Origin of the sequence: Desulfosediminicola ganghwensis (genome assembly GCF_005116675.2) — a bacterium.
Classification (GTDB): Bacteria; Desulfobacterota; Desulfobulbia; order Desulfobulbales; family Desulfocapsaceae; genus Desulfopila; species Desulfopila ganghwensis.
Map to the genome: position 1 here is coordinate 1,877,317 of NZ_CP050699.1, position 21,115 is coordinate 1,898,431.

The window sequence follows — 21,115 nt, forward strand, 5'->3', positions numbered from 1 at the left end:
GTTGGCCGGCTGAATCAAGTAAACAGGGGGGAGTTCCCCCCTGAAAAGACGCATTGTATGCACGATCAGCTGTAACAGTACGCCACTCCCCAAAAAAGATCTGTCTCTATTTCAATTCAGTCCAGAGACCAGGGGGATTTGGGTGCTGTTCCGATATTGATTACCCCGATCTGGTTGCCCATCCTGGTTTGTACGGCTGGAGAAATCATTCCCTGTGAAAAAAGAAGGATATTGAGAGAGCCACCGAAATAGAAGTTGCCGAATTTCGTTTTGCCTTTTTGCACCGTTCCGCCCACTTTGAAACAGTTCACATGGTCGGTTTGTTCGCTGTCGCAGGTATTGAGAACCACTGATCCGACGGAGTTCAGCCCGACCGGGATCGAGGCCACATAGCCGGTGAGTTTCTCCGGTGTCTGATTCGGGAGATTGTCATATTCCACCCTGATAATGATAACCCCGCGCTGGAATGCCTGAAACTGACTGTAATCCGTGCCTGGACGTCCCACATTGCCGTCAAGGGGCACCCAATTGGGAAAATCAGGATAGCCGAAAGTTCCGGGTGTCCCAGGAGTGCCTGTTTCGACCACTTCCGCATGGAGGACAGTTCCGTCCACCGGCGAATGGAAATGATGGTAGGTATTCGGCATCAAGACGCAGGTGAGACCGCTTCCGTCAACGAATTCAGCCTTGATGTCGTCAGGAACCGTCCCGAGCAGATCATTTACTGAAATCGGAATGTTCTTGACGTCAAGCACCGTATCAAGTTGGAGCGGATTTTCAATGTAGCGGCGGTCGTAAACACCCGGAGACTGTTCAATCTGCTGCACTAAAGGGTTCATGATGCAGTCAGTGGGGGAGACGATCACATAGTCACGATCCGGCATTGTGACTGGTCGGCTGGGATAGGAGCCGTCCTCGTTACTCTTGAGATTTCTGGCAAAGAAATCGTTCCAGCTTGTGTAGTCTTCTGCCTGAGTTTTTTTGTAGTCATTGATCTCAATGCGCGGATCAGCTACCCACTCCGAGACAAGCTTTGCAGAATTCTCGTGGTTCATATACCCGAGGTACTCTTCATTCCAGCTGGAGAGGAATGCGGTGCATGTCTCTAATGGGGTACCGGGTTGCAAAGGATTTCTTCCCTGAACAAAGTCCCGTCCTGCAGGATTCTTGTAGTATACCCAGGCAAAATACAAAATCGGGTCGAGGGCATTGTCGGAATTTCCGGTGATTTCGGGAAGGGCAGTACACCAGTTCCTGAACATCTCGATCATCATCTGGTACATTCCCTTACCGCTGCCGGCAGCCTTCCAGGGATTTTCTGTGGAACCGTTGTACGAATAACCCGCCGGGAGGTCTGTCAGACCGCCATAGACCGTATCGAAAGCCTCTCTGGTTGCCTGGTCTGAATAATATCGCGTTTGCAGGTAGAGCAGTGATGCCGCGCAGGGGGACTCTTCCGCCATGAGCTGACCAGAAAAGCAGAGCGAAAGGGTGAATGCCCAGCTGATTATGACTTGAAACGCTCCTTTTTTGATATTCATGACGGCTTGCTCTCCTTTTTGATAGCATTGGGACCCAAATTAGGCCAAAACGAATCGACGCAACTGTCGAATATCACGATCGGTCAGTTGGAGATACTGAAGCATAGAAAGGAATGCCCCCGTAATAGAGGGTTCTTCACTGATTGTGCTTCCAGAATCATGGCAAAGTCAATAGCCGCCACATGTTCTGACATTGATGCCGATAACACGATATGAATTGACAATTGCCGTGGTTTTGCCCATGTTCGCTCTCGGTATAGAACATGCCAGAGTATCCAGTCGGTTAATTGGGGGCAGTGCGGGGGCTCTCCCTTCATTCTGTATAATCTCTATCTTTTAGAGTTATACGGTACTTTTTTCGATCTTGTTCCGAGTGTATCCATGCCATTTTTTGGAGAGACGATTGCCATCGTCACCGTACTTTGCTGGACTATCAGCGTGCAATGCTTCGGCATCGCCTCAAAAGAGGTGGGAGCCACAGCGGTCAATATCGTTCGCATTACAGTTGCGTTGCTGATCTTCTCGGTCTTTTTGACCATTCGTGACGGTTCTCCGATCCCTACCCACTTTCCACCCGAAGCGTGGAACTATCTTTTACTTTCCGGAGTGGTCGGTTTTTTCATAGGCGACTACTGCCTGTTTAAGGCCCTGGCCATGATGGGCCCCCGAATTGCCATGCTGCTGCAAAGCCTCAGTGCCCCGGCCGCAGCGATTATCGGCTGGATGTTTTTGAGCGAGAATTACAATCTGCAGCAGTGGGCAGGTATTCTGGTGACGCTTGCCGGTGTAGCCATTGTCATATTAGAGCGGCAGCCTGCCCAGAGTCCGGCTACTGTGAAAGGCAACCAGGTAACGGCCAAGGCCCTGATGTTCAGCCTTGGCGGGTTGCTGGGGCAGGCGGGTGGATTTGTGCTCAGCAAGGCGGGGATGCAGACAGCGGACGGTTATCTCGATGCCTTTTCTGCAACCCAGATCCGGGCGATTGCGGCCTTCTTCTGCTTTATCCTGTTATTTACCATAAGAGGCAAATGGCGTGGCTTCGGTTCAGTACTGAAAAACAGGCGGGTGATGGCGATTATTGTCGGCGGTACCTTTGTCGGCCCGTTTCTGGGAGTGTCATTGTCACTGTTAACGTTGCATTACCTGTCAACCGGTGTGGCGTCGACCCTGTTGTCACTGGTGCCGGTTACCATTATTCCTTTCGCAATTTTCCTGCATAAAGAAAAGGTTTCGTTCAGAGCTATCGGGGGCGCTATGGTAGCAGTGGCCGGTGTTGGCCTGTTGATGTGGTGAGTGCATTGAGTGATGGTTTACGCAAGGGCATGGAATGTGCTGCCCTTGCGGTTATCGTTGAAGCATTTGGTACATGTTTTCGATTGGCATGAAGCCATGGGAGTTGGACGCCGGGCTACACCTTACTGAGAGTGCAGAAAATGCACCCATATTGGATTTACCAGATCAGCCCTGGCCAGCGGGGCCATATGCCCTCCTTCCACCCAGTGAAAGCTCGTCTGGGGTAGGGTGGAAAACAGGTCCTGGGCAATCTTTTGAGTGGCGGTTCTGCTGGATTTCCCTGCGATAATACACAAAGGGAGGGCAATGGAACTGTAGTCCTTCAACCCCAGCGGCTCGTTCATTATGGCCTGAAAGTCGAGGCTCACCTTTTCGATGACACTGTCGAACGCGGCTTGCCTGTCCCCGTTCAGCTTGGCATAGGTGCCGTTGCCGCTCCAGAAGTCAACGAAATGCTCCGTGGCAGCTGAAAGATTTCCGTTTTTAAGTTCCCTGTCAACACATTCAGCAATGTCCCTGACCGGCCCATAGGATGGGTGGCTCGAATCCAGAAGGTGGAAAGCCACAGGCTCGTATACTGAGAGGCTTAGCAACCGCTCCTGCTCCGCGTAGGCGAATCGCAAAGCGGTTGCACCGCCATAGGAATGACCGATAAGGTGAAACTGTTGTTCCCCGATGAGTGAAGAGACAATGTGTGAAAAACGGTTGGCTTCATCTACAAGCGAGAAGGAGGCGGGGTTTGGTGGGTATTCACTAGCCCCATATCCATACAGGTCAATGGCGATAACCTGAAAATCAGCTTTGAGAAGATTGAAAAGCTTGAGCCACTGTTCCTTGCTGCTCATGGAACTGTGCAGCAAAACAACTGGTTTCCCTTGCCCGGCAATTATCGTTTTCAATTCTGGCCTCAACAGTGTGTAGAGTAATACAACATGATTACCTGCCCGGTATCAGATTCTCTTTACTATGCACCCACCGGACAGGAGAATTCGCATTCTCTGCAAAATCTTGCCATTTTACCAGGTTCTTCCTGTCCTTCAATCTCAATCGGTTCGAAATTTTCACAGGCTTCGTCCTGGACAACACTACACACCGGTCTGCTGTAGACTCCCGTACGGCCCGGTAGCTCGCTGAAGCCATATTCCTCGGGGCTGTAGAGTTGCTGGTCAAAGGCGCCCACAGGGCAGGCGGTGCGGCATGGAGCATCGCAGTCCGAACATGGATCGAATTCAGCAGATCCGGTGGAGGGCAACTCCCGGTCAATGATTATCGCCCGCAGTCGCTGACGGGGGCCGAACTCCGGGGTGACGAGGAGGTTATTCTTGCCGATGCAACCAAGGCCGCTGAGTACCGCGGCATCTTTCATGTATATACCGCCGAGCTCGATGTGATACGGCACGGGGAAACATTTGACGTTCTGACTTTCCAGCCACAGCCTGAGTTCCTTCGTTATGGACATCAGCATTTTGTTGCCCGGGGTGTTGCCCGCCTTTGATTTTCCGCCGAGAATCCACCAGTCAAGCTCGGGCTTATCCTCCGGGTGGGAAAGGGCGATCAAGACCACTGATTTTCCACCTTCGGGCCAGTCCACCTGACCTTTTTCTCGCCCTTCTACATGTTTTGCCGCCACATTGTCAAAGTCGGGCATCTTGTCACTGATGAGATGGGAGGGAGAAGTTTGCAGTTCTCCGACGCTGGCAATGCCTGCCAGATCAGCTCCCAGTTCTTTTGCCTTGGCAATGATGATTTCTGCTATAGCAGAGGGGGTATAATCAGACATCTTGTCGCCTTGAAATAGAGTAGTGCTATCACAATCCATTACTGGTCCGTCTCCTCGGTGGTATCCTGTTTCAGCCCCATGGGAGGGGACTGAAAAATTCTGCTGTCCATAAGTCTGAGTTGTTCATCGACTATTGGTTTAAACTCCATCTGATCGATGATATCACGCTGTAAGTCAACGCCTGGGGCGATTTCAGTTAATACCAGTCCCTCTTTGGCCAGGCGGAAAACACATCGTTCGGTGATAAAGAGCACCTGCTGATTGTTTTCGATGGCATATCGACCACTGAAAGTGACCTGCTCTACCTGGTCAACAAACTTCTGCACCTTTCCCTCTTGCACGATGGAAATTTTGCCATCTTCCACTTCGACCTTAAGGCCGCCTGCGGTAAAGGTGCCGGCAAATACTACTTTTTGCGTATTCTGCGAGATGTCAATAAAACCACCAGGGCCAACAAGTTTGGGCCCGAATTTGCTGACGTTGAGGTTGCCGTGCTTGTCTGCCTGAGCAAGGCCCAGAAAAGTGGCATCAAGGCCACCACCCTGGTAAAAATCGAACTGCGGGGGCTGATCGATTATAGCCTGCGGATTGTAACTCGCTCCGAAACTGAGACCGCTTGCCGGCATACCTCCAATAATCCCAGGTTCAGCTGTCAGGGTGAGTTCTTCCAGGATGCCTTCTTCGTTGGCAATGTTGGCTATCCCTTCAGGTACCCCGATCCCGAGATTAATGAAATCGCCCGGGGTTAGCTCGAAGGCGGCTCGGCGGGCGACGATTTTCCTGGCACTCATTTTCAGGCGTGGTACCAGCGCCATCGGGATCCTGGCTTCACCGCTGAAGGAAGGATTGTAGCCTTGGTCATAGGTCTGGAGGTGGTTGGACATGTCCTTGGCAACCACCACCGCATCAACCATTACCCCTGGAATTTTAACATTTTTGGGATTGAGGCTGCCCCGCTGAACTATTCGTTCGACCTGGACGATGACCAGACCACCGGAATTCTTGGCGGCCATGGCCTGGGCCTGGGTGTCGAGGGTCAGGGCCTCACGTTCCATCGAGATATTACCGTCCTCGTCGGCAGTAGTACCACGTAAAATTGCAATATCTATAGGGAAAGTTTTGTAAGCGAGGTACTCCTCGTCATCAAACCTGATCACCTCGACAAGGGATTCGTCACAGAGGTGATTGACCTTGCCTCCCTCCAGCCGCGGATCGACAAAGGTGTGCAGACCAACTTTGGTAATCGTTCGTGGCTTGTTGGCTGCGATATCCCTGAAAAGGTGGGACATAACGCCTTGTGGCAGACTGTATGCAGGAATCTTTTTCTCATTAACGAACCGGGTTAGATTGGGGGAGGCTCCGAAGTGGGATGCAACGATCTTGCCGATCAACCCCTCCACCCCCAGTACGCCCAGGCCTCTGGTATTGAAATCCCCTATGCCGGCGCCATACACCATGGTCAAATTGTTAGGCTTGCCAGTCTGGAGGTAGATGTCCCGCAGGTGTACTGCAATATCTTCGGCGAAGCATGAGCCGCAGAAGCCGCTGGCGGTAACCGTGGCCCCGTTCGGGATGAGGCTGATCGCCTCCTCGGCGGTCATGATTTTGGAGACCCTATCGGCAGGGGGTTTTCCTGATTCTGTTTTAGACATAAACACTTACCTGTAACGTTACATGAAAACAGCTAACGGCTTCGGGTTACATATACATGCCGCCATTGGAGGCGACAACCTGGCCTGTTATATACGATGAAAGATCCGAAGCCAGGAAGAGGACCGCATGGGCGATATCTTCAGGTGAGCCGGCACGACCAAGCGGAATCTGTCTTTTCAGGTGGTCCTTGACTTTGTCCGGGACGGTCTCGGTCATAGGGGTCTCGATAAAACCTGGGGCTACCGCGTTAACATTGATGTTGTAGCGCGCCAGCTCTTTTGCCAGGGTCTTGGTGATGGAGATGACGCCACCCTTGCTGGCTGCGTAGTTCACCTGGCCTATATTGCCCATTTGCCCGGAAGCAGATGATATATTGATTATTTTGCCGTATCCCGTTTCAGACATCAGTGCTGCAGCGGAGCGGCAGCAGTTGAAGACGCCCTTCAGGTTAACGTCCATCACCAAGTCCCACTCCTGGTCCGTCATCTTCAGCAGGAAATTGTCCCGGGTGACCCCGGCATTATTGACGACAATGTCGACCTTGCCGAATTTCTCCTTCGCCAGCTCAAACATCTCCTGTACTTCTGTTCGGGAAGCAACGTTGGCACAGCACAGCACTGCGGACCTGCCAAGATTCTCTATCTCTTCCACAGTGGCTTTGGCGTGCTCCTGGGACACATCATTGACCACGATATCAGCCCCTCGCGCTGCAAGCTGAAGGGCGATTGTTTTTCCAATTCCGCTGCCCGAGCCGGTGACTAAGGCTGTTTTGCCGGTAAAATCCATATGTTCACCTACATCTTTTTGATATTGATTACAGTACTTCGATGGCACAGGCCATGGACACGCCGCCACCGCCGCAGAGGGTGGCCAAACCGAGCGTCTTGTTCTGCTTTTTCAACGCGTGCAAAAGGGAAACCATGATACGGGCGCCGGTTGCGCCCACCGGATGCCCCAGGCCAATTCCTGAGCCGTTGACATTGGTCTTCTCCCCATCAAGGCCGAGCTCTTTCTCGCAGGCTATATATTGGCCGGCAAACGCTTCATTGACCTCGACCAGATCAAAATCATCAATCTGCAAGCCAGATGATTTTAAAAGTTTTTCGACAGCAGGCACCGGGGAGAGGCCCATGATGGAGGGGTGGCATCCACCTGTGCCGGTGGCTCTGATCTTGGCCAGCGGCTTGAGCTGGAGTTCTCTGGCTTTTCTGCCGGACATAATGACAAGGGCCGCGGCGCCGTCATTGAGCCCGCTCGAGTTCCCGGCTGTTACTTTGCCGGTTTTCGGCACAAAGACCGGGGGCAGTTTTTCAAGCTGGTCTATTGTTAACCCAGGGCGGAAATGCTCGTCGGTAGCAAAGATTATGGGGGGCTTTTTTCTTTGGGGAATTTCCATCGGCACGATCTCGTCCTTGAAGCTACCGTCACTGGTTGCCCGCTCGGCATTGAGGTTGCTTCTCAGCGCGACTTCGTCCATTTCTTCCCGGGAGATTTTTTTATACTGGGCGATAAACTCCGCAGTGTGGCCCATGATGTAGGGTTTGCCTACAAAGTAACTGAGCGGCGGCTCCTTTTCATTGACAGGGCCGTCCTCGGGGTTGGGCAGGTAATATGAACCGCAATGCAGGGCGTGGATCATGGAGTCTGCGAAAACCTGATCCTGCAGCCGACAGCCCCAGCGCGCGTTGGGAACGATATAGGGTACGCTGGACATATGTTCGACACCACCGGCGAGGATAACATCAGCCATACCCGCCTTGATCATTGCCGCACCGGTGATGACTGCTTCCATGCCGGAGATGCAGACCCTATTGACCGTCGCCGCCGGGGTTGTATCCGGTATCCCGGCTACTAGCGCGGCAACCCTGGCGATGTTGCAGGCATCTGCCGGCTCCATGCAGCAGCCCATCCTGACATCGTCGATAATCTCTGGCTTGATCCCGGCACGGGCGACAGCCTCTTTGATTACGGTGCTGGCCAATGCGACGGCATTACTGTCTTTCAGGGTTCCGCCGAAAGTACCGATGGCTGTACGGCAACCGGAGACAATTACTACCTCGTTGTCGAGGCTGTCGTCATCATGCGTATGCCAGAAATGATCCAGTGCGTCCTTCGCGTCATTTGAAATACTGCTCATACTTCACCTTTACATGCCCATCAGAAAACGACGGGTTCGGTTTGTTGATAATGTGTAGTTTGTTATTAAGGGGTCGGTCGGTACCTACAAGTCTGCAAGATGTTTCTAGGTGCTGGGCGAGTTTGGTAACCTGAAGTAAGATGCCGCAATCGACAGGGCGATTGCGGCATCGTTGTTAGCTGTTACATTTCGCCTTTATGGGCGCGATCCAGCATTTTGAATACTGAAATAATGTAACCGATCATGACGAAGGTGAATGGTGCGCCGCAGACGATGAACAGGGTCTTGACGCCTTCAAAGTCGCCGATTATCAGGAATATAAGCGAGATTGCGCCAACGAAGCAGCCCAATGCTACCCGGATGCTCGTTTTGGGGGTCAAGTCACCTTTGGCAAACTGCATGGAGATGTAATAGGTAGCAGAATCATAGGTGGTAATGCCGTACATGGTTGAACTTAAGAAGACAACAAACATGGTGAGCGCAGTAAGCGGCAGGAACTTCAGGAGCTCGAAGACCACGCCGCCCATATCGTTTTGTACCATGGCGTAGACATCAAACAAGCCGGTGATCTGGGCATGGGCGGAGAGCGACCCCCATGCGCCCCAGAAGAACAGAATCAGCAGGGAAGGCATGATGATGGTGCCGAACAGGTACTCGCGCACGGTACGTCCCTTGGAGATACGGGCAAAGAAACCGCCGACAAAGGGGACCATGGCGATCCACCAGAGGATGTAGAAGACCAGCCACCAGTTCTGCCAGCCGCGGGGCGCATAGGCGCCATCCTTGAAATTTCCGGTATCTGCCCACAGGGAGAAATCAAAGAAGTAGGACATGTATCTGCCCAGGGATTCTATCATGGTGTTCATGATGTAGTTGGTTGGGCCTAACACAATGATAAACAGGGTGATGCCGAGGCTGAGCCAGATGTTGATAAGGCTGAGCTTCTTGATGCCTTTGTCGATTCCTGAGGCGGCTGAGAAGACAAAACCAGCGGTGAGCAGAACGACGATTAGGAAGCGGCCGGCTGTGCCCAGTTCCAGGTCAAAGATCACCTTTAGTCCCGTCACCAGGGTCATGGAACCAAGGCCGATGGCGCCGACGTTCGCGCCGATACCGGCAATGGCGCCGAGGATATCTGTGATCCGTGACCAGCCACTGTTATAGGAGCGTTCGCCGAGGATTCCGTAGAGGCCAACGCCAAGATTCATGGGCTTGCCAAGTCGGTATGCAGGCAGCGCCAAGGCCAGACCGCCCATGGAAAACAGTACCCAGCCGTGAATGCCATTGTCCATGAGCACACTCTGCATGGCCATGGCAACTCCCTTTGGGTCCCCTTTAAAACCTGCGTCGATGATGAAATCTGATCCGTACCAGTGCCAGATGATCTCGGTAGTGCTCAGCAGCCACATGGTAAGACCGAACCCGGAGGAAAACAGCATTGCCAGCCAGGCGAAGTTGGAATATTCGGGTGTGTCCTCGTCCTTGCCGAGTTTGATGCTTCCCCACTTGGAAACGGCAATTCCGAGAGCCAGCAGAACTACGACAAGGTTGAACAGCTGAAATCCCCAGTTGACATTGAAGATCAACCAGTTACGTATTCCCTTGAAAAAACCGTTGAATGTCTCGGCATCGACGGCGATAAAGCCTACGCAAAAAATGTATACGCCGATGACCGACAACGTGACAATTGGATCCAGATCATTCCAAAAAACCTTTGCACTCTTCTCCCTCTCCATACAACACTCCTTTTGTAAGTCGAAATGATAGTACTGCTGTTTCTGATCTGTCCATATGCTCAGCCATATGGTCTTTTATTTCAATCTGCCTCCAGGTTAAAGGTCGGTCGCATGGCGTCTTGTGTTCATGCGGAAGAACCCATATGTAATTAGTCTGCAAGCAGGTCATACCTCACCCGATTTCATGTCTGTGCCGCGCATAATACTTTTACCGGTCAAGGAAGAGTATGGGGAGTTCTCCCTATTTTCACGGGAAGTCCTCCCCATTTGGAGCAGACAAAGTGCGATTCCTGTTCTGATGAATCCTGTATTCCTTTGAGTGTTATTCCTGTATGTGTTTGAAAATGTATGAAAAGAAATTGTTGCAGGAGTTGCGGGCATTATTGGAGAGGTGGAAGGCGAGGTGAATGTACAGCTTGGTACAAGCTGCTTCAAATGACGATACAAACAAAAAATATCTTTCATACAACCATCGACAGTTCAATTCCTGAAGGAGTAAAGTCCGGGAAACGCAAATGGGGCTGACTGCAGGGAATTGAAAATAATCATTTGCAAACCAATTTATATCAAAATGTTAGATCCGTACTGCATGACAGTGACTACTCCTCCCAGAGGTCAGGGTCGACCACGCCGATACGGATGGCATACTTCAGGAGTTCAAGGCGACCATGTACTCCGAGCTTTGTCGTGACGCTTGTTCTGTGTTTTTCTATCGTTTTACCGCTCACGCAGAGAAGATCGGCAATTTCTTTGGTCGTATTGCCTTCAACAACCATCCTGAACACCTGTTGTTCGCGTTCGGTGAGAAGGTCGTACCCCCTGACTGCGGGAGTGCTTTGTTTTGACTGCAGGTAGGCATCAATGACCCCCGCCCGTATTTTGGAACTAAGAAAATATTCATTTTTCCCTGCTGCTCTGATGGCGTTAAGAATATCAGTGCTGGGGGAAGCCTTGAGTACATAACCGAGCGCACCGGCGCTCAGGGCCTGATGCACGTAGCTCTCTTTGGAATGCATGGAGAGTATGACAATCTTGATGTCGGGATTGGCATTTTTTATCAGGCCGATGGTTTCCAGGCCCGTCATGCCGGGCATGGCAATGTCGAGCAGAACCACATCGGGGGTGATCGCCCTGACCTGCCTGAGTGCTTCGGGGCCGTCATACGCCTCACCAACAAGCTTCATATCCTGCTGGGAAGCTATCAACTGACGCATACCGTCACGTACAATGGCGTGATCATCAACAATAAGGATCGTAATCGGTTCCATGTATCCGCTAGTCACTCATTGGAATTTTAACCCGTAATACCGTACCTTTTCCTGGAGCAGAACGTATCGAAAACGATCCGGAGAGTGCTGCGACACGCTCTTTCATACTGAGCAGGCCGATACCGTTTCTCGGGTCATTTTCGGAGACACCTTCTTTGCCTATATGAAAGCCGCAACCGTTGTCCTTGATAATTAGTATTATGTCGGGATGACTGTAAGTTAGCTGTATATCCACAAGGGATGCATTAGCATGTTTCGCTATATTGTTCAAGCCTTCCTGAAATACACGATAAAGTACAAGTTCCACTTCGCTTGGCAGGCGTTTTTTCAGGCCGACGGCCTGAAACGAGACGGTCTGCTCGGGTCGTGCTTGGGAAATGTCGTTCAAATACCAGTTCAGTGTCGGCTCCAGACCAAGATGATCCAACAGGTCCGGCCTGAGTTTTGAGGTGGTATCGCGAACCTTTTCAGCCAGATTCTGGATCTGTTCGGTTACTTTGTTGCAGATGATCGCAGCGTTTTCCCGATCTGTCGGGATGGCGTTTTTCAGCGACTCTATTTCAAACTGCAGTGAGGTGAGAGATTGACCGAATTCGTCATGGATGTCATTGGCGAGTGAGCGCCTCTCCTCCTCAATCCCCTCGATGAGTTGCCGGGTAAGCAGCCGGACTTGCTCTTCTGCTCGAACCTCTTTGGTGATATCGATAAAATTGCCCACCGCTGCCGGTTTCCCGAGAGAGGAGGCATGGGCGGCACGCATGTCCACCCATATCTCCTCGCCATCTTTTTTCAGCATCTTGTATTTGTAGCGGCGGGGGTAGATTTCATTGTGTTCTCGCTCCAATCCTCGCAGCCGTACCATTTCACGGTCATCGTCGGCTATGACCTCCCAAAAAGGCTTGCCGATGAGTTCGTCCGCCGAATCATAGCCCAGCACCTTGACCATCCGCGGGTTGACATAGCTGAAATACCCTCCGTCCTGGAACATGTATATGGCAGCAAGAGAGTTGTCCAGAACAGTTCTGTAGCGTGTCTCGGATGTGGCAAGTCGGTTTTCGGTAAGTTTCTGTTTTGTAATATCAATTGCGAATCCCTCGTACCCTGTGACTTTGCCAAGCAGAGATGTTCTTGTCGTGGAGGATAATTGTACCGACAATTGATGGCCATCCCGCCGTTCAAGTATGGCTTCCGTTTCTTTCATGTCAGAAATCTTTCCGAGAATATTCGGAGATGATTCTAATTCTTTGTCATTGAATGAAAAGAAGTCCTTGAACGTTCTGCCTAGTACCTCTTCGGGGGAGGTAAAGCCCAGGAGCTCAGCACCGGCTTGGTTGATGTGAGAAAACTGCCCCTTTTTGCCAGTTGCATAGATCATGGCGGTGCTTTTCTCAAAGAAATGTCTGTAATTTTTATTGGATATCTCTGTTGTAGAAAATCTTTCCCGTAATTCTGCCAGTTGCTCGCGCAACCGTCTGGTCTCACGCGTATCGTCCATTTGCCTGCCATTTAGTTCAATTGAAAAGGTTAGGGTGTGCCCCGGGGCTATAATATTTTTAAGAAATTACTCAGCCACCACCTTTTTACATTTACTCTGACCTCAAGGTATCAATCGATAGCATCGCTGGGGGCAGGTGTCTATATATTTGGGGGGCTAAATGGATTTTAGTCTGTGTTTATGGCTTGCCTTGAGAGGAATTTCAGGCCACTGATGTTGCCACTCAGCGTGGTGGGTTGGTGGGAAAACGGTTTGCACACCTGCAAGCAATACTGTGGCCAAAGAAAGTAGCGGAGTGAGGGCAGTGAGATCAGGAATGGTGAGACAAAAGGTGGCAACGAATAGTTCGAGGTGTTGACGTCGAGGGGAAAGGCTTGACTCTTACTCTTGACGGTCAAGTCTGGTTATGAGACATCGCCCGTATTCTTTTTGAACTGTTTTTCCAACTCACTGAACATTTTCTTCTTCTTTGCATCCAGCTCGGCCTGAATGGTTTCAACCTTTTTATCCATATCCTTTTTCTTAGACATGAATTGATCAAGCTCTGCCGCCAGTGTATTGCCGGCTTCTTTTTTAGGGAGATTTTCAATTTCCAGATGATTCGCCACAGACACTTTAACAGTGAAAGGATCTTCAAAAAGCTCAACAATGCCCTTTTGTTCAAGTTTTCTGCACAGAGAATGACCGGCTTCAACCGAGATACCAATCAGTTCGCAGATATCCTCAATTGCCGGGGCACATCGTTTCTGGTGGGCAAGGATACGGGTGGCGGCGATAAAAAGATGTGCTTCATCATAAGGAGTCATAATATTACCTTTAATTCGTGCTAGGAGTCTGTCGGACTAGGCCCTTTTCAACCAACTAATCGTTATCGAAAGAAAAATAATGCTCGCAGATAAGCGAATGAAGTGAGACTTCGATATCAATCATATGGCTCCGCCTATTTTTCCTTCGATGCCTCGATTTGAGTGAAAATCGCAATAGTCCGCCAGGCTCCTGGTGCGTTTGTTGCCAAACGATGGTGTACAATAAATAAAAAAAACTGGGTTGAGCATTTTTATAATAAGAATAATTGGTGGCCCGGTTGTCAAAGGAATTTTGTCGAAGCGTGTCGCCACCGTATCTGGTGTACGCTTTTGCTATACAAAATAGAGTGAAGGGCATATTATACGAGGCTGAGTTTTACAATTACGGCCTGGCAGGTGATTCTCCTGTCGTCCCCAACTAACTGAAGATATGAAAGATTACTACCAGATACTTGAGGTCACACCCGAGTTTACGGACGATGAAATTCGTAAACGTTACCGGAAGCTGGCCATGCAATATCACCCGGATCGCAATCCGAACAACCCGGGTGCCGAAGAACGGTTTAAGGAAGTAGCCGAGGCCTATGGGGTGTTGACAGACCCGGCTAAGCGCAAGCAGTATGATATGGCCCGTAAGATGGGCGGAACTTTCTCTCCAAATGGTAACGGACAGGCGGGTGGTTTCAATTACTCCCAGGAAGATATCTTGCGCGACCTGTTCAAGGACCCTCGTTTTCAACAGATGTTCAATGGTCTCTTGCAGGAGTTTGCCCGCAAAGGTTTTCGTTCCAACCAGCAATTCGTCAATAAATCGTTTTTTGGCGGTCGGGGCGGGATGTTTATCGGAGGAATTTTCATGATCGGCTCTATTGCGGGGCCTGCAATCATGCGGGAGGCGAAAAAAAAGCTGCCTACGAAAAAGTCCATTATGAGATCCATTGGCCATGCGGTGGGTTCTCTGCTTGGCGGTTCTAAACAGAAAGCGAAGGAGCCCGAGCAGGTTTCGCATCATCCCCCGCAGTTGGATATGACCTATACCGTGAACCTGAGTTCCGCCGAATTACGGGATGGCAAGACTCTGGATATGATTACGATGGGGCCGAATGGTCAGGAGAAGTTGCGTATCAAGGTGCCCGCCGGCAGTAAAGCCGGCCAGAAACTTCGTATCAGAGGGAAAGGTTTTGCCGATTCCGGGGGCAGGGGGGATTTGTTTGTGAAGCTGGCAGAACGTTAACCCGGATTTCCCATGAGCAATAAATAGAAATAGAGAAGAAATATCTTATATGCAGGTGTAGCAATATTTTGAATATACTGAATTATTTGGCAAAAAATGTCTGTCGAAGGTCAAATCCTTTAGCGCCATCCTCTTCAGTATTTCGAGAGTAGGCATAGATTGCTGTGGCTTACTCCCGAAAACTTCGAACCTGACCCTGCCTGCCCTGATCAGAAATCGGGGGTAGAATAGTCTCTGCCGAAACTCGAAAAGCCCTGTTTGTGAAATCACAACCAGGGCTTTTTGCTATGTAGGCACAGAACTCTCTACAGGGTTTTGATATACTCTTTCATGGTCGGTCCTAACTCCGGGTGGTCGAGGGCGAAGGCCAGATTTGCCATCTGAAAACCTGCCTTGTCACCACAATCAAAACGCGTGCCCTTGAACCGATAGCCAAAAATGGGTTGTTCTTCAAGCAAGGTTACCATGGAGTCGGTGAGCTGTATTTCTCCGCCCGCACCTTTCTTATGGGCACCGAGAAAATCGAAGATTCTCGGGGTGAAAATATAGCGGCCGATCGCTGCCAGGTTGGAAGGGGCGTCTTCCGGATTAGGTTTTTCGACCATCGATTTGACGCGAACGGTGCCATTATGCTCATCTTCCGCCTCTAAGATACCGTATTTGGAGGTGTCTTCTGTGGGTACTTCTATGACAGCCACCATCGAGGCCCGTAATCTGTCAAACTCCTTGATCATCTGGTGGAGTGCAGGTACTTCACTTTGAATAAGGTCATCCGCCAGCAGCACAGCAAAAGGTTCATCGCCAACGATGTGGCGCGCGCACCAGATGGCATGTCCGAGACCGAGGGGTTCACTCTGCCTGGTATAGACGATGGTGCCGGAAGGCGGTACCAGTGATTCGATGGTCTGCAGCAGATCATCTTTACCGCGTTTTCTCAAGGTGTCTTCCAGCTCATAGCTTCGATCGAAGTGGTTTTCAAGGGGAGTCTTGCCGGCTCCGGTTACAAAGATCAATTGCTCAATACCGGAGGCCAGAGCTTCTTCGACAGCGTACTGGATGATGGGTTTGTCTACCACAGGCAGCATCTCTTTCGGCATAGCCTTGGTGGCGGGGAGAAATCGTGTGCCAAGTCCTGCAACGGGGAATATCGCTTTTGTAATTTTCATAGGCAGATCAGTGTTTTATTGTTTTGATACGTGAATTCGCAATGAATGTCGTGTAACTGTCTTGAATGTATAAGCTTCTTTTGGGCTCTGAAAATTGTTCCCGAAAAGAGAAGGCAGTATAGAGAGCCTGCTGCCGGATGTAAATAGGTACCTCTCCCTATTAGGGAAAATCTAATCAGTCATTAATTTTGCACGACGATCTGTTCCTGGCAGATAAAGTGGCTGCTCCTTATTATCATTGCCGTATGTGCCTGAAATGTCAAACTTGCTTATAGATTTTCTTTATTTGAGCAGATTCTCGTTGAACATGGTGGGAAAAAAGTGCAAATGTCACCGGGGAAGGCTAAGGACAAATTGCATTTCCTGGAAAATGTGCTAATGATGACGAAGAATTTTTAGCAATGTTTAACATATTACGGCTATTCAACTTTCATCTGTATCAGTTTTTATGAAAGACGCTGCACAACCAGTTGTTGGCTCAGAGAACAGACCTGATAGATATAATTATGCCCTGATAGGGAATATGAATGTCGGGAAGACTGTTATCTTTTCAAAGCTCTCAACAAAGAAAGTCAAATCGATCAATCTGCCTGGTTCAACGGTTTCCATTCAGGGTGCACCCATACGCGGAGCCCGGGGATGCCTCTATGATACTCCGGGCAACGTCTCCATTTTCTCAGACAATGAAGATGAGAGCGCAGTACGTGAGATACTGCTTTCCAGTAAATATACCGGTGAGATAAACGGCATTGTGTTGATTGCTGATGCTAAAAATCTCTCCAGATCTCTGGCGATTGCCCTGCAGTACAGCGAGTTCGGTCTGCCGATGATTCTCAACATCAATATGATGGATGAGGCGGTCTCGCGCGGTATTGAAATAGATACCAGAAAGCTCTCGGAGATACTGGGAATCGAGGTGACTACCAGTATTGCCCCGGAAGGGATGGGTCTTCGCGATCTGGTTGGCAAATTTTCACAATTGCGACCTGCGAACTTCGGTATCAGCTACACTCCTGCCATGGATGAGTTGCTGACGGATATCGACGAACTGCTCGGCGAAAGCCGGGTTTCAGCCAGGGCAATAGGACTGCTATTGATCCATGATGACCTGGACGCCAGGAAATATGTTCGTGAGCTCAAAGGTGAGGAGGTATTGACTTCGATTCTTCATCTTGTCGAGCGTTTCAGGAGAAACAACCCCACCCATAATCGTGACATACTTGTTGATCATTATAATGGTCTTGCCCGTAATGTGGCAGATGACGTGCAACGAAGGGAACCTGTCTCAGGTAACTCACGTCTGGCGACCTTTGGTGATATGTGTACCTCGTACCTCACGGGGATTCCCATCGCCATGCTGGTGCTCACCCTTATGTATTTCTTTATCGGTGCATTTGGGGCTACCTATCTTGTAGATACCCTCAACGTTACTTTTTTTCAGGGTATTCTTCTTCCTGCGGTGGGGCAGGTGACGGACCGGCTCTCCAACGAGTTCCTGCGTGATATGATCATGGACCCGGATTTCGGTATTCTGCCCACCGGTGTTTTTTTGGCCATGGGCTTGGTTTTGCCGGTAATATTCTGTTTTTATATAGCTTTTGGAGTGTTGGAGGATTCTGGGTATCTGCCGAGAATTTCCATATTGCTCGACAAGATCTTCCAGAAGCTTGGCCTGAACGGCAAGGGTGTCATTCCATTGGTAATGGGCTTTTCCTGTGTGACCATGGCGCTTTTGACCACCAGGGTACTGAATACGGAAAAAGAGAAAATCATTGCTTCCTTTCTGCTCTATCTGTGCCTGCCATGCGCACCGCTTATTGCAGTGATGCTTGTTATTCTCGACAAAATGCCATTTTCTGCGACTTTGACTGTTTTCGGGGTGCTTGGCAGCCAGATCCTGATTGCCGGTTATCTGCTCAATAAACTTCTGCCGGGCCAGCGCTCACCGTTGTTTCTGGAAATCCCTCCCATGAGGTTGCCGAAGCCACTTGCCGTAATCAAAATGGCTCTGGCCAAGACCTGGTTCTTCATGCTTGAGGCATTGCCGGTATTTATCATTGCTTCCATGGCGGTGTTCCTTTTTGAGCGGGCGGGGGGACTCCGGTTACTGGAACATACCTTAGGCCCCATGATCCACCACCTGATGGGGTTGCCGGAAAAAAGTGTGCAGGTTTTCATTAAGACCATGATTCGCCGTGAGAGCGGTGCTGCGGAGCTGGAGCATCTGCATATGATCTACACCAACCTGCAACTGGTGGTGAACCTTCTGGTGATGACCTTTGTGGCTCCTTGTATCAACTCATTTATCGTGCTGTTCAAGGAGCGGGGATTAAAGACCGGGATGGGGATAAATGTTGCGGTGTTTCTTTATGCGATACTGCTGGGAAGTATTGTGAATTATCTGTGTCTCACCTTTGGTGTAACCTTTACCTGAAAGCAGAACCTGCTTTTTACCGGTGAAACGATATGCTCAATGAACGACTTGAGGAAATTTTAGAGGCGATATGGGTCGCCAGGGAAAAGAAGCAGAGTTCTCTCGCTGCTATACGTGAGAACTGTGCAATACAGTTCTCAGGGTCTGAGCTTAAGGCGTTAGAACGAAACAAAATGGTGTTGTTGAATGGCGATGAGGTGCATTTCACCCACGAGGGCGAAAAACTCGGTAAGGTTATAATCAGGCGGCATCGCCTGGCCGAGGTGCTGGTTACTTCCATTCTGAAAGTAAAGAAGCATAAAATGCACGAGATAGCCTGTGAGTTCGAGCATTCCCTGCAGGCGGAGGTTGAAGAGTCGATTTGTACTCTTTTAGGGCATCCTGAGGTGTGTCCTGACGGTAAGTCGATTCCTCCCGGTGTGTGCTGTAAAAACAATTCCACCAGGGTTGAAAACACGGTTACCAGCTTAATTGAACTTTCGCCGGGAGAACAGGGACGCATAACCTATATAAAACCCGGCAGTCACTCCAACCTGCATCAATTACTTTCATTCGGTCTCAGCCCGGGGGTGACGGTAACTGTGCATCGAACATCGCCCGCCTTTTGTGTAAAGTTTGAAAACACTGAACTGGCGCTTGACCCTGAAATTGCAAAAAATATCTTTGTCTGGAAAACAAGCTGCCTGCTGAAATAGTTTCTGTCGTACTGAGCCAATCCTCGCAGATTGATGGAATTGCGAGTGGTGCTACTACATTGTCGCTATGGTGAAAATGCACTGTAGTGCGCTACAATATTGTAATAGCGGGTTTCTTCGGAAGGGGGTGGCCAGGAAAATAATTCATGTAGCGTCGCCATTTCTTGGCTGATTTGATTTTTTTGGTATAATGTCTCCTCTAACCCGAATTTTCCATGAGCTTTTTGCAAGCCTTCAGATGTTTTGGGCAGCAATTTTCCCCTTGAAAGCTCGGGTCAGTCCAGATGTTGCCTGAGACCCGGCAGCGGATGGTGACAGGAGCATCCTGCCAACGTGGTCGGGTATCGCCAGTTGAGTTTTCCCGGATGTCTGTACATAGGGGTTGAGTCCCTTCCTTCCTCTGGGTGTACGTTACAATCACGCCCTGATTATGCAGATGATTTGAACAGCAGATCGTCTCGTGTACCTATCCTGTCTACTACCGGTAGATATCTTTTGATCATTCGTCGTTTTATACTCTCATTTTTGTTGTTCGATTTTAGAGATATCGGTGTTAAAGAAACTGAAAATGGAGGTCGTAGATGCAGAAAATTAAGGTGAAAAATCCGGTCGTTGAACTCGATGGTGATGAGATGACCCGGATCATATGGGAGTTTATTAAAAGTAAACTTATCCTGCCATATCTGGATATTGATCTGAAGTATTACGATCTTTCCATGGAAAATCGCGATCAGACAGATGACCAGGTTACTGTCGAGGCGGCCAATGCCATCAAGGAGTTTGGTGTGGGCGTGAAGTGTGCCACCATCACCCCGGACGAGGCCCGTGTCGAGGAGTTTGGTTTAAAGAAGATGTGGAAATCCCCCAACGGTACTATCCGCAACATTATAGGTGGCACCGTTTTTCGTCAGCCGATCATCTGTGAAAATATCCCCCGCCTGGTGCCGGGTTGGAAAAGACCTATCGTCATTGGCCGTCACGCATTCGGTGACCAGTACCGTGCGACGGATTTTCTGGTACCCGGAGCAGGGAAACTGACCATGAAATTCGAGCCTGCAGACGGTGGCGAGCCCATCGAATACGAGGTGTTCGATTTTCCTGCTAGTGGCTGTGCAATGGGTATGTATAACCTCGATGAGTCGATTCGCGGTTTTGCCCGATCATGCATGAATTACGGGTTGAATCTCGGTTGGCCGGTGTATCTCTCCACCAAAAATACCATCCTGAAAAAATATGATGGCCGCTTCAAGGACATCTTTCAGGAGGTATACGAGAATGAATTTACAGAAAAATTCAAGGCGGCCGGCATTACCTATGAGCATCGTCTGATCGATGATATGGTTGCCGCCGCACTCAAGTGGGATGGCGGTTTTGTCTGGGCCTGCAAGAACTACGACGGCGATGTACAATCCGATACCGTTGCCCAGGGCTTCGGCTCACTCGGTCTGATGACTTCGGTGCTTATGACCGAGGATGGCAAAACCATTGAAGCAGAGGCGGCCCATGGTACCGTAACCCGCCACTATCGCGAGCACCAGAAGGGCAACAAGACCTCGACCAACCCTATAGCTTCTATCTTTGCCTGGACCAGGGGCCTGGCCTATCGTGGCAAATTTGACGAGACTCCAGAGGTTGTGAAGTTTGCAGAAACTCTGGAAAATGTCTGTGTCGAGACCGTTGAATCGGGTTTTATGACCAAGGACCTGGCACTTCTGGTAGGTGAAGGTCAGACCTTTCTGACCACCGAAGAGTTTTTGGCCAAGCTGGACGAAAATCTGCAAAAAGCTCTTGCCTGATCGGATCAGTCCATCATAACGCAACCGGGGCGGGAAAAGCCGTATTGAACCTGCCCCGGTTGTCGTCTTTTATCATTTCTC

General features: G+C 50.0%; 16 protein-coding genes. 5 read left to right on the forward strand and 11 right to left on the reverse strand.

The window, feature by feature from the left end; translation table 11 throughout:
• Positions 1-116: 116 nt before the first annotated feature.
• A complete protein-coding gene (locus FCL45_RS07945; RefSeq protein ID WP_136797261.1) occupies positions 117-1,541 on the reverse strand; it encodes a phosphatidylserine decarboxylase in 1,425 nt (474 codons plus the stop codon).
• Positions 1,542-1,922: 381 nt separating this feature from the next.
• On the opposite strand from FCL45_RS07945, the gene FCL45_RS07950 reads away from it, so the two are divergent.
• Positions 1,923-2,834: a DMT family transporter gene (locus tag FCL45_RS07950; RefSeq protein WP_136797259.1), complete on the forward strand. Its 912-nt coding sequence runs from the start codon at positions 1,923-1,925 to the stop codon at positions 2,832-2,834.
• Between the two features lie 122 nt (positions 2,835-2,956).
• Here the strand turns inward: FCL45_RS07950 and FCL45_RS07955 are convergent, their stop codons facing one another.
• From FCL45_RS07955 to FCL45_RS07995, 9 genes are all read right to left on the reverse strand, one after another.
• A complete protein-coding gene (locus FCL45_RS07955; RefSeq protein WP_136797258.1) occupies positions 2,957-3,733 on the reverse strand; it encodes an alpha/beta fold hydrolase in 777 nt (258 codons plus the stop codon).
• A gap of 65 nt (positions 3,734-3,798) precedes the next feature.
• Entirely contained in the window at positions 3,799-4,653 is an 855-nt protein-coding gene (locus FCL45_RS07960) for an epoxyqueuosine reductase (protein ID WP_217907693.1), read from the reverse strand.
• Entirely contained in the window at positions 4,653-6,266 is a 1,614-nt protein-coding gene (locus FCL45_RS07965; RefSeq protein WP_136797256.1) for an acyl CoA:acetate/3-ketoacid CoA transferase, read from the reverse strand. Before FCL45_RS07965 ends, FCL45_RS07960 begins: the two co-directional genes overlap by 1 nt.
• Before the next feature lie 46 nt (positions 6,267-6,312).
• Positions 6,313-7,053 (reverse strand): 3-oxoacyl-ACP reductase FabG, encoded by a 741-nt coding sequence (gene fabG / locus FCL45_RS07970; protein ID WP_136797254.1) that lies wholly within the window; start codon positions 7,051-7,053, stop codon positions 6,313-6,315.
• A gap of 28 nt (positions 7,054-7,081) precedes the next feature.
• A complete protein-coding gene (locus FCL45_RS07975; protein ID WP_136797252.1) occupies positions 7,082-8,404 on the reverse strand; it encodes a thiolase family protein in 1,323 nt (440 codons plus the stop codon).
• 182 nt (positions 8,405-8,586) lie between these two features.
• Positions 8,587-10,140: a BCCT family transporter gene (locus tag FCL45_RS07980; protein WP_136797250.1), complete on the reverse strand. Its 1,554-nt coding sequence runs from the start codon at positions 10,138-10,140 to the stop codon at positions 8,587-8,589.
• A gap of 599 nt (positions 10,141-10,739) precedes the next feature.
• Entirely contained in the window at positions 10,740-11,408 is a 669-nt protein-coding gene (locus tag FCL45_RS07985; protein ID WP_136797248.1) for a response regulator, read from the reverse strand.
• Positions 11,409-11,415: 7 nt separating this feature from the next.
• Complete coding sequence (locus tag FCL45_RS07990) at positions 11,416-12,903, reverse strand: PAS domain-containing sensor histidine kinase (RefSeq protein WP_136797246.1); 1,488 nt, start codon at positions 12,901-12,903, stop codon at positions 11,416-11,418.
• Between the two features lie 404 nt (positions 12,904-13,307).
• Positions 13,308-13,709, reverse strand: a complete 402-nt coding sequence (locus FCL45_RS07995; protein WP_136797245.1) for a hypothetical protein — start codon at positions 13,707-13,709, stop codon at positions 13,308-13,310.
• A gap of 430 nt (positions 13,710-14,139) precedes the next feature.
• Here FCL45_RS07995 and FCL45_RS08000 point away from each other — a divergent pair, with 430 nt between their 5' ends.
• The gene (locus tag FCL45_RS08000) at positions 14,140-14,943 is read left to right on the forward strand and encodes a J domain-containing protein (protein ID WP_136797243.1); all 804 of its coding nucleotides are present in this window, start codon (positions 14,140-14,142) and stop codon (positions 14,941-14,943) included.
• Positions 14,944-15,248: 305 nt separating this feature from the next.
• On the opposite strand, the gene galU is transcribed toward FCL45_RS08000, so the two are convergent.
• Positions 15,249-16,109 carry a UTP--glucose-1-phosphate uridylyltransferase GalU gene (galU, locus tag FCL45_RS08005; RefSeq protein ID WP_136797241.1) on the reverse strand — a complete coding sequence of 287 codons (861 nt, stop codon included), beginning with the start codon at positions 16,107-16,109 and terminating at the stop codon, positions 15,249-15,251.
• A 448-nt stretch (positions 16,110-16,557) separates the two neighbouring features.
• Between galU and FCL45_RS08010 the strand changes: the two genes are divergently transcribed.
• The 3 genes from FCL45_RS08010 (at position 16,558) to FCL45_RS08020 (ending at position 21,034) form a co-directional block, all read left to right on the forward strand.
• On the forward strand, positions 16,558-18,543 hold the full coding sequence (locus FCL45_RS08010; RefSeq protein WP_136797239.1) for a ferrous iron transporter B: 1,986 nt from the start codon (positions 16,558-16,560) through the stop codon (positions 18,541-18,543).
• Positions 18,544-18,575: 32 nt separating this feature from the next.
• Positions 18,576-19,238, forward strand: coding sequence for a metal-dependent transcriptional regulator (locus FCL45_RS08015; RefSeq protein ID WP_136797237.1), 663 nt, complete (start codon positions 18,576-18,578; stop codon positions 19,236-19,238).
• Positions 19,239-19,819: 581 nt separating this feature from the next.
• Positions 19,820-21,034, forward strand: coding sequence for an NADP-dependent isocitrate dehydrogenase (locus FCL45_RS08020; RefSeq protein WP_136797236.1), 1,215 nt, complete (start codon positions 19,820-19,822; stop codon positions 21,032-21,034).
• Positions 21,035-21,115: the final 81 nt, after the last annotated feature.

Excerpts from the sequence above, each read along its gene's own strand:
- FCL45_RS08020 (WP_136797236.1), top strand. The coding sequence starts at position 19,820 with ATGCAGAAAATTAAGGTGAAAAATCCGGTCGTTGAACTCGATGGTGAT.
- FCL45_RS07985 (WP_136797248.1), bottom strand. The coding sequence starts at position 11,408 with ATGGAACCGATTACGATCCTTATTGTTGATGATCACGCCATTGTACGT.
- galU (WP_136797241.1), bottom strand. The coding sequence starts at position 16,109 with ATGAAAATTACAAAAGCGATATTCCCCGTTGCAGGACTTGGCACACGA.
- FCL45_RS08010 (WP_136797239.1), top strand. The coding sequence starts at position 16,558 with ATGAAAGACGCTGCACAACCAGTTGTTGGCTCAGAGAACAGACCTGAT.
- FCL45_RS07960 (WP_217907693.1), bottom strand. The coding sequence starts at position 4,653 with ATGGATTGTGATAGCACTACTCTATTTCAAGGCGACAAGATGTCTGAT.
- FCL45_RS07995 (WP_136797245.1), bottom strand. The coding sequence starts at position 13,709 with ATGACTCCTTATGATGAAGCACATCTTTTTATCGCCGCCACCCGTATC.
- fabG (WP_136797254.1), bottom strand. The coding sequence starts at position 7,053 with ATGGATTTTACCGGCAAAACAGCCTTAGTCACCGGCTCGGGCAGCGGA.
- FCL45_RS07965 (WP_136797256.1), bottom strand. The coding sequence starts at position 6,266 with ATGTCTAAAACAGAATCAGGAAAACCCCCTGCCGATAGGGTCTCCAAA.
- FCL45_RS07975 (WP_136797252.1), bottom strand. The coding sequence starts at position 8,404 with ATGAGCAGTATTTCAAATGACGCGAAGGACGCACTGGATCATTTCTGG.
- FCL45_RS07990 (WP_136797246.1), bottom strand. The coding sequence starts at position 12,903 with ATGGACGATACGCGTGAGACCAGACGGTTGCGCGAGCAACTGGCAGAA.
- FCL45_RS08000 (WP_136797243.1), top strand. The coding sequence starts at position 14,140 with ATGAAAGATTACTACCAGATACTTGAGGTCACACCCGAGTTTACGGAC.
- FCL45_RS07950 (WP_136797259.1), top strand. The coding sequence starts at position 1,923 with ATGCCATTTTTTGGAGAGACGATTGCCATCGTCACCGTACTTTGCTGG.
- FCL45_RS08015 (WP_136797237.1), top strand. The coding sequence starts at position 18,576 with ATGCTCAATGAACGACTTGAGGAAATTTTAGAGGCGATATGGGTCGCC.
- FCL45_RS07945 (WP_136797261.1), bottom strand. The coding sequence starts at position 1,541 with ATGAATATCAAAAAAGGAGCGTTTCAAGTCATAATCAGCTGGGCATTC.
- FCL45_RS07980 (WP_136797250.1), bottom strand. The coding sequence starts at position 10,140 with ATGGAGAGGGAGAAGAGTGCAAAGGTTTTTTGGAATGATCTGGATCCA.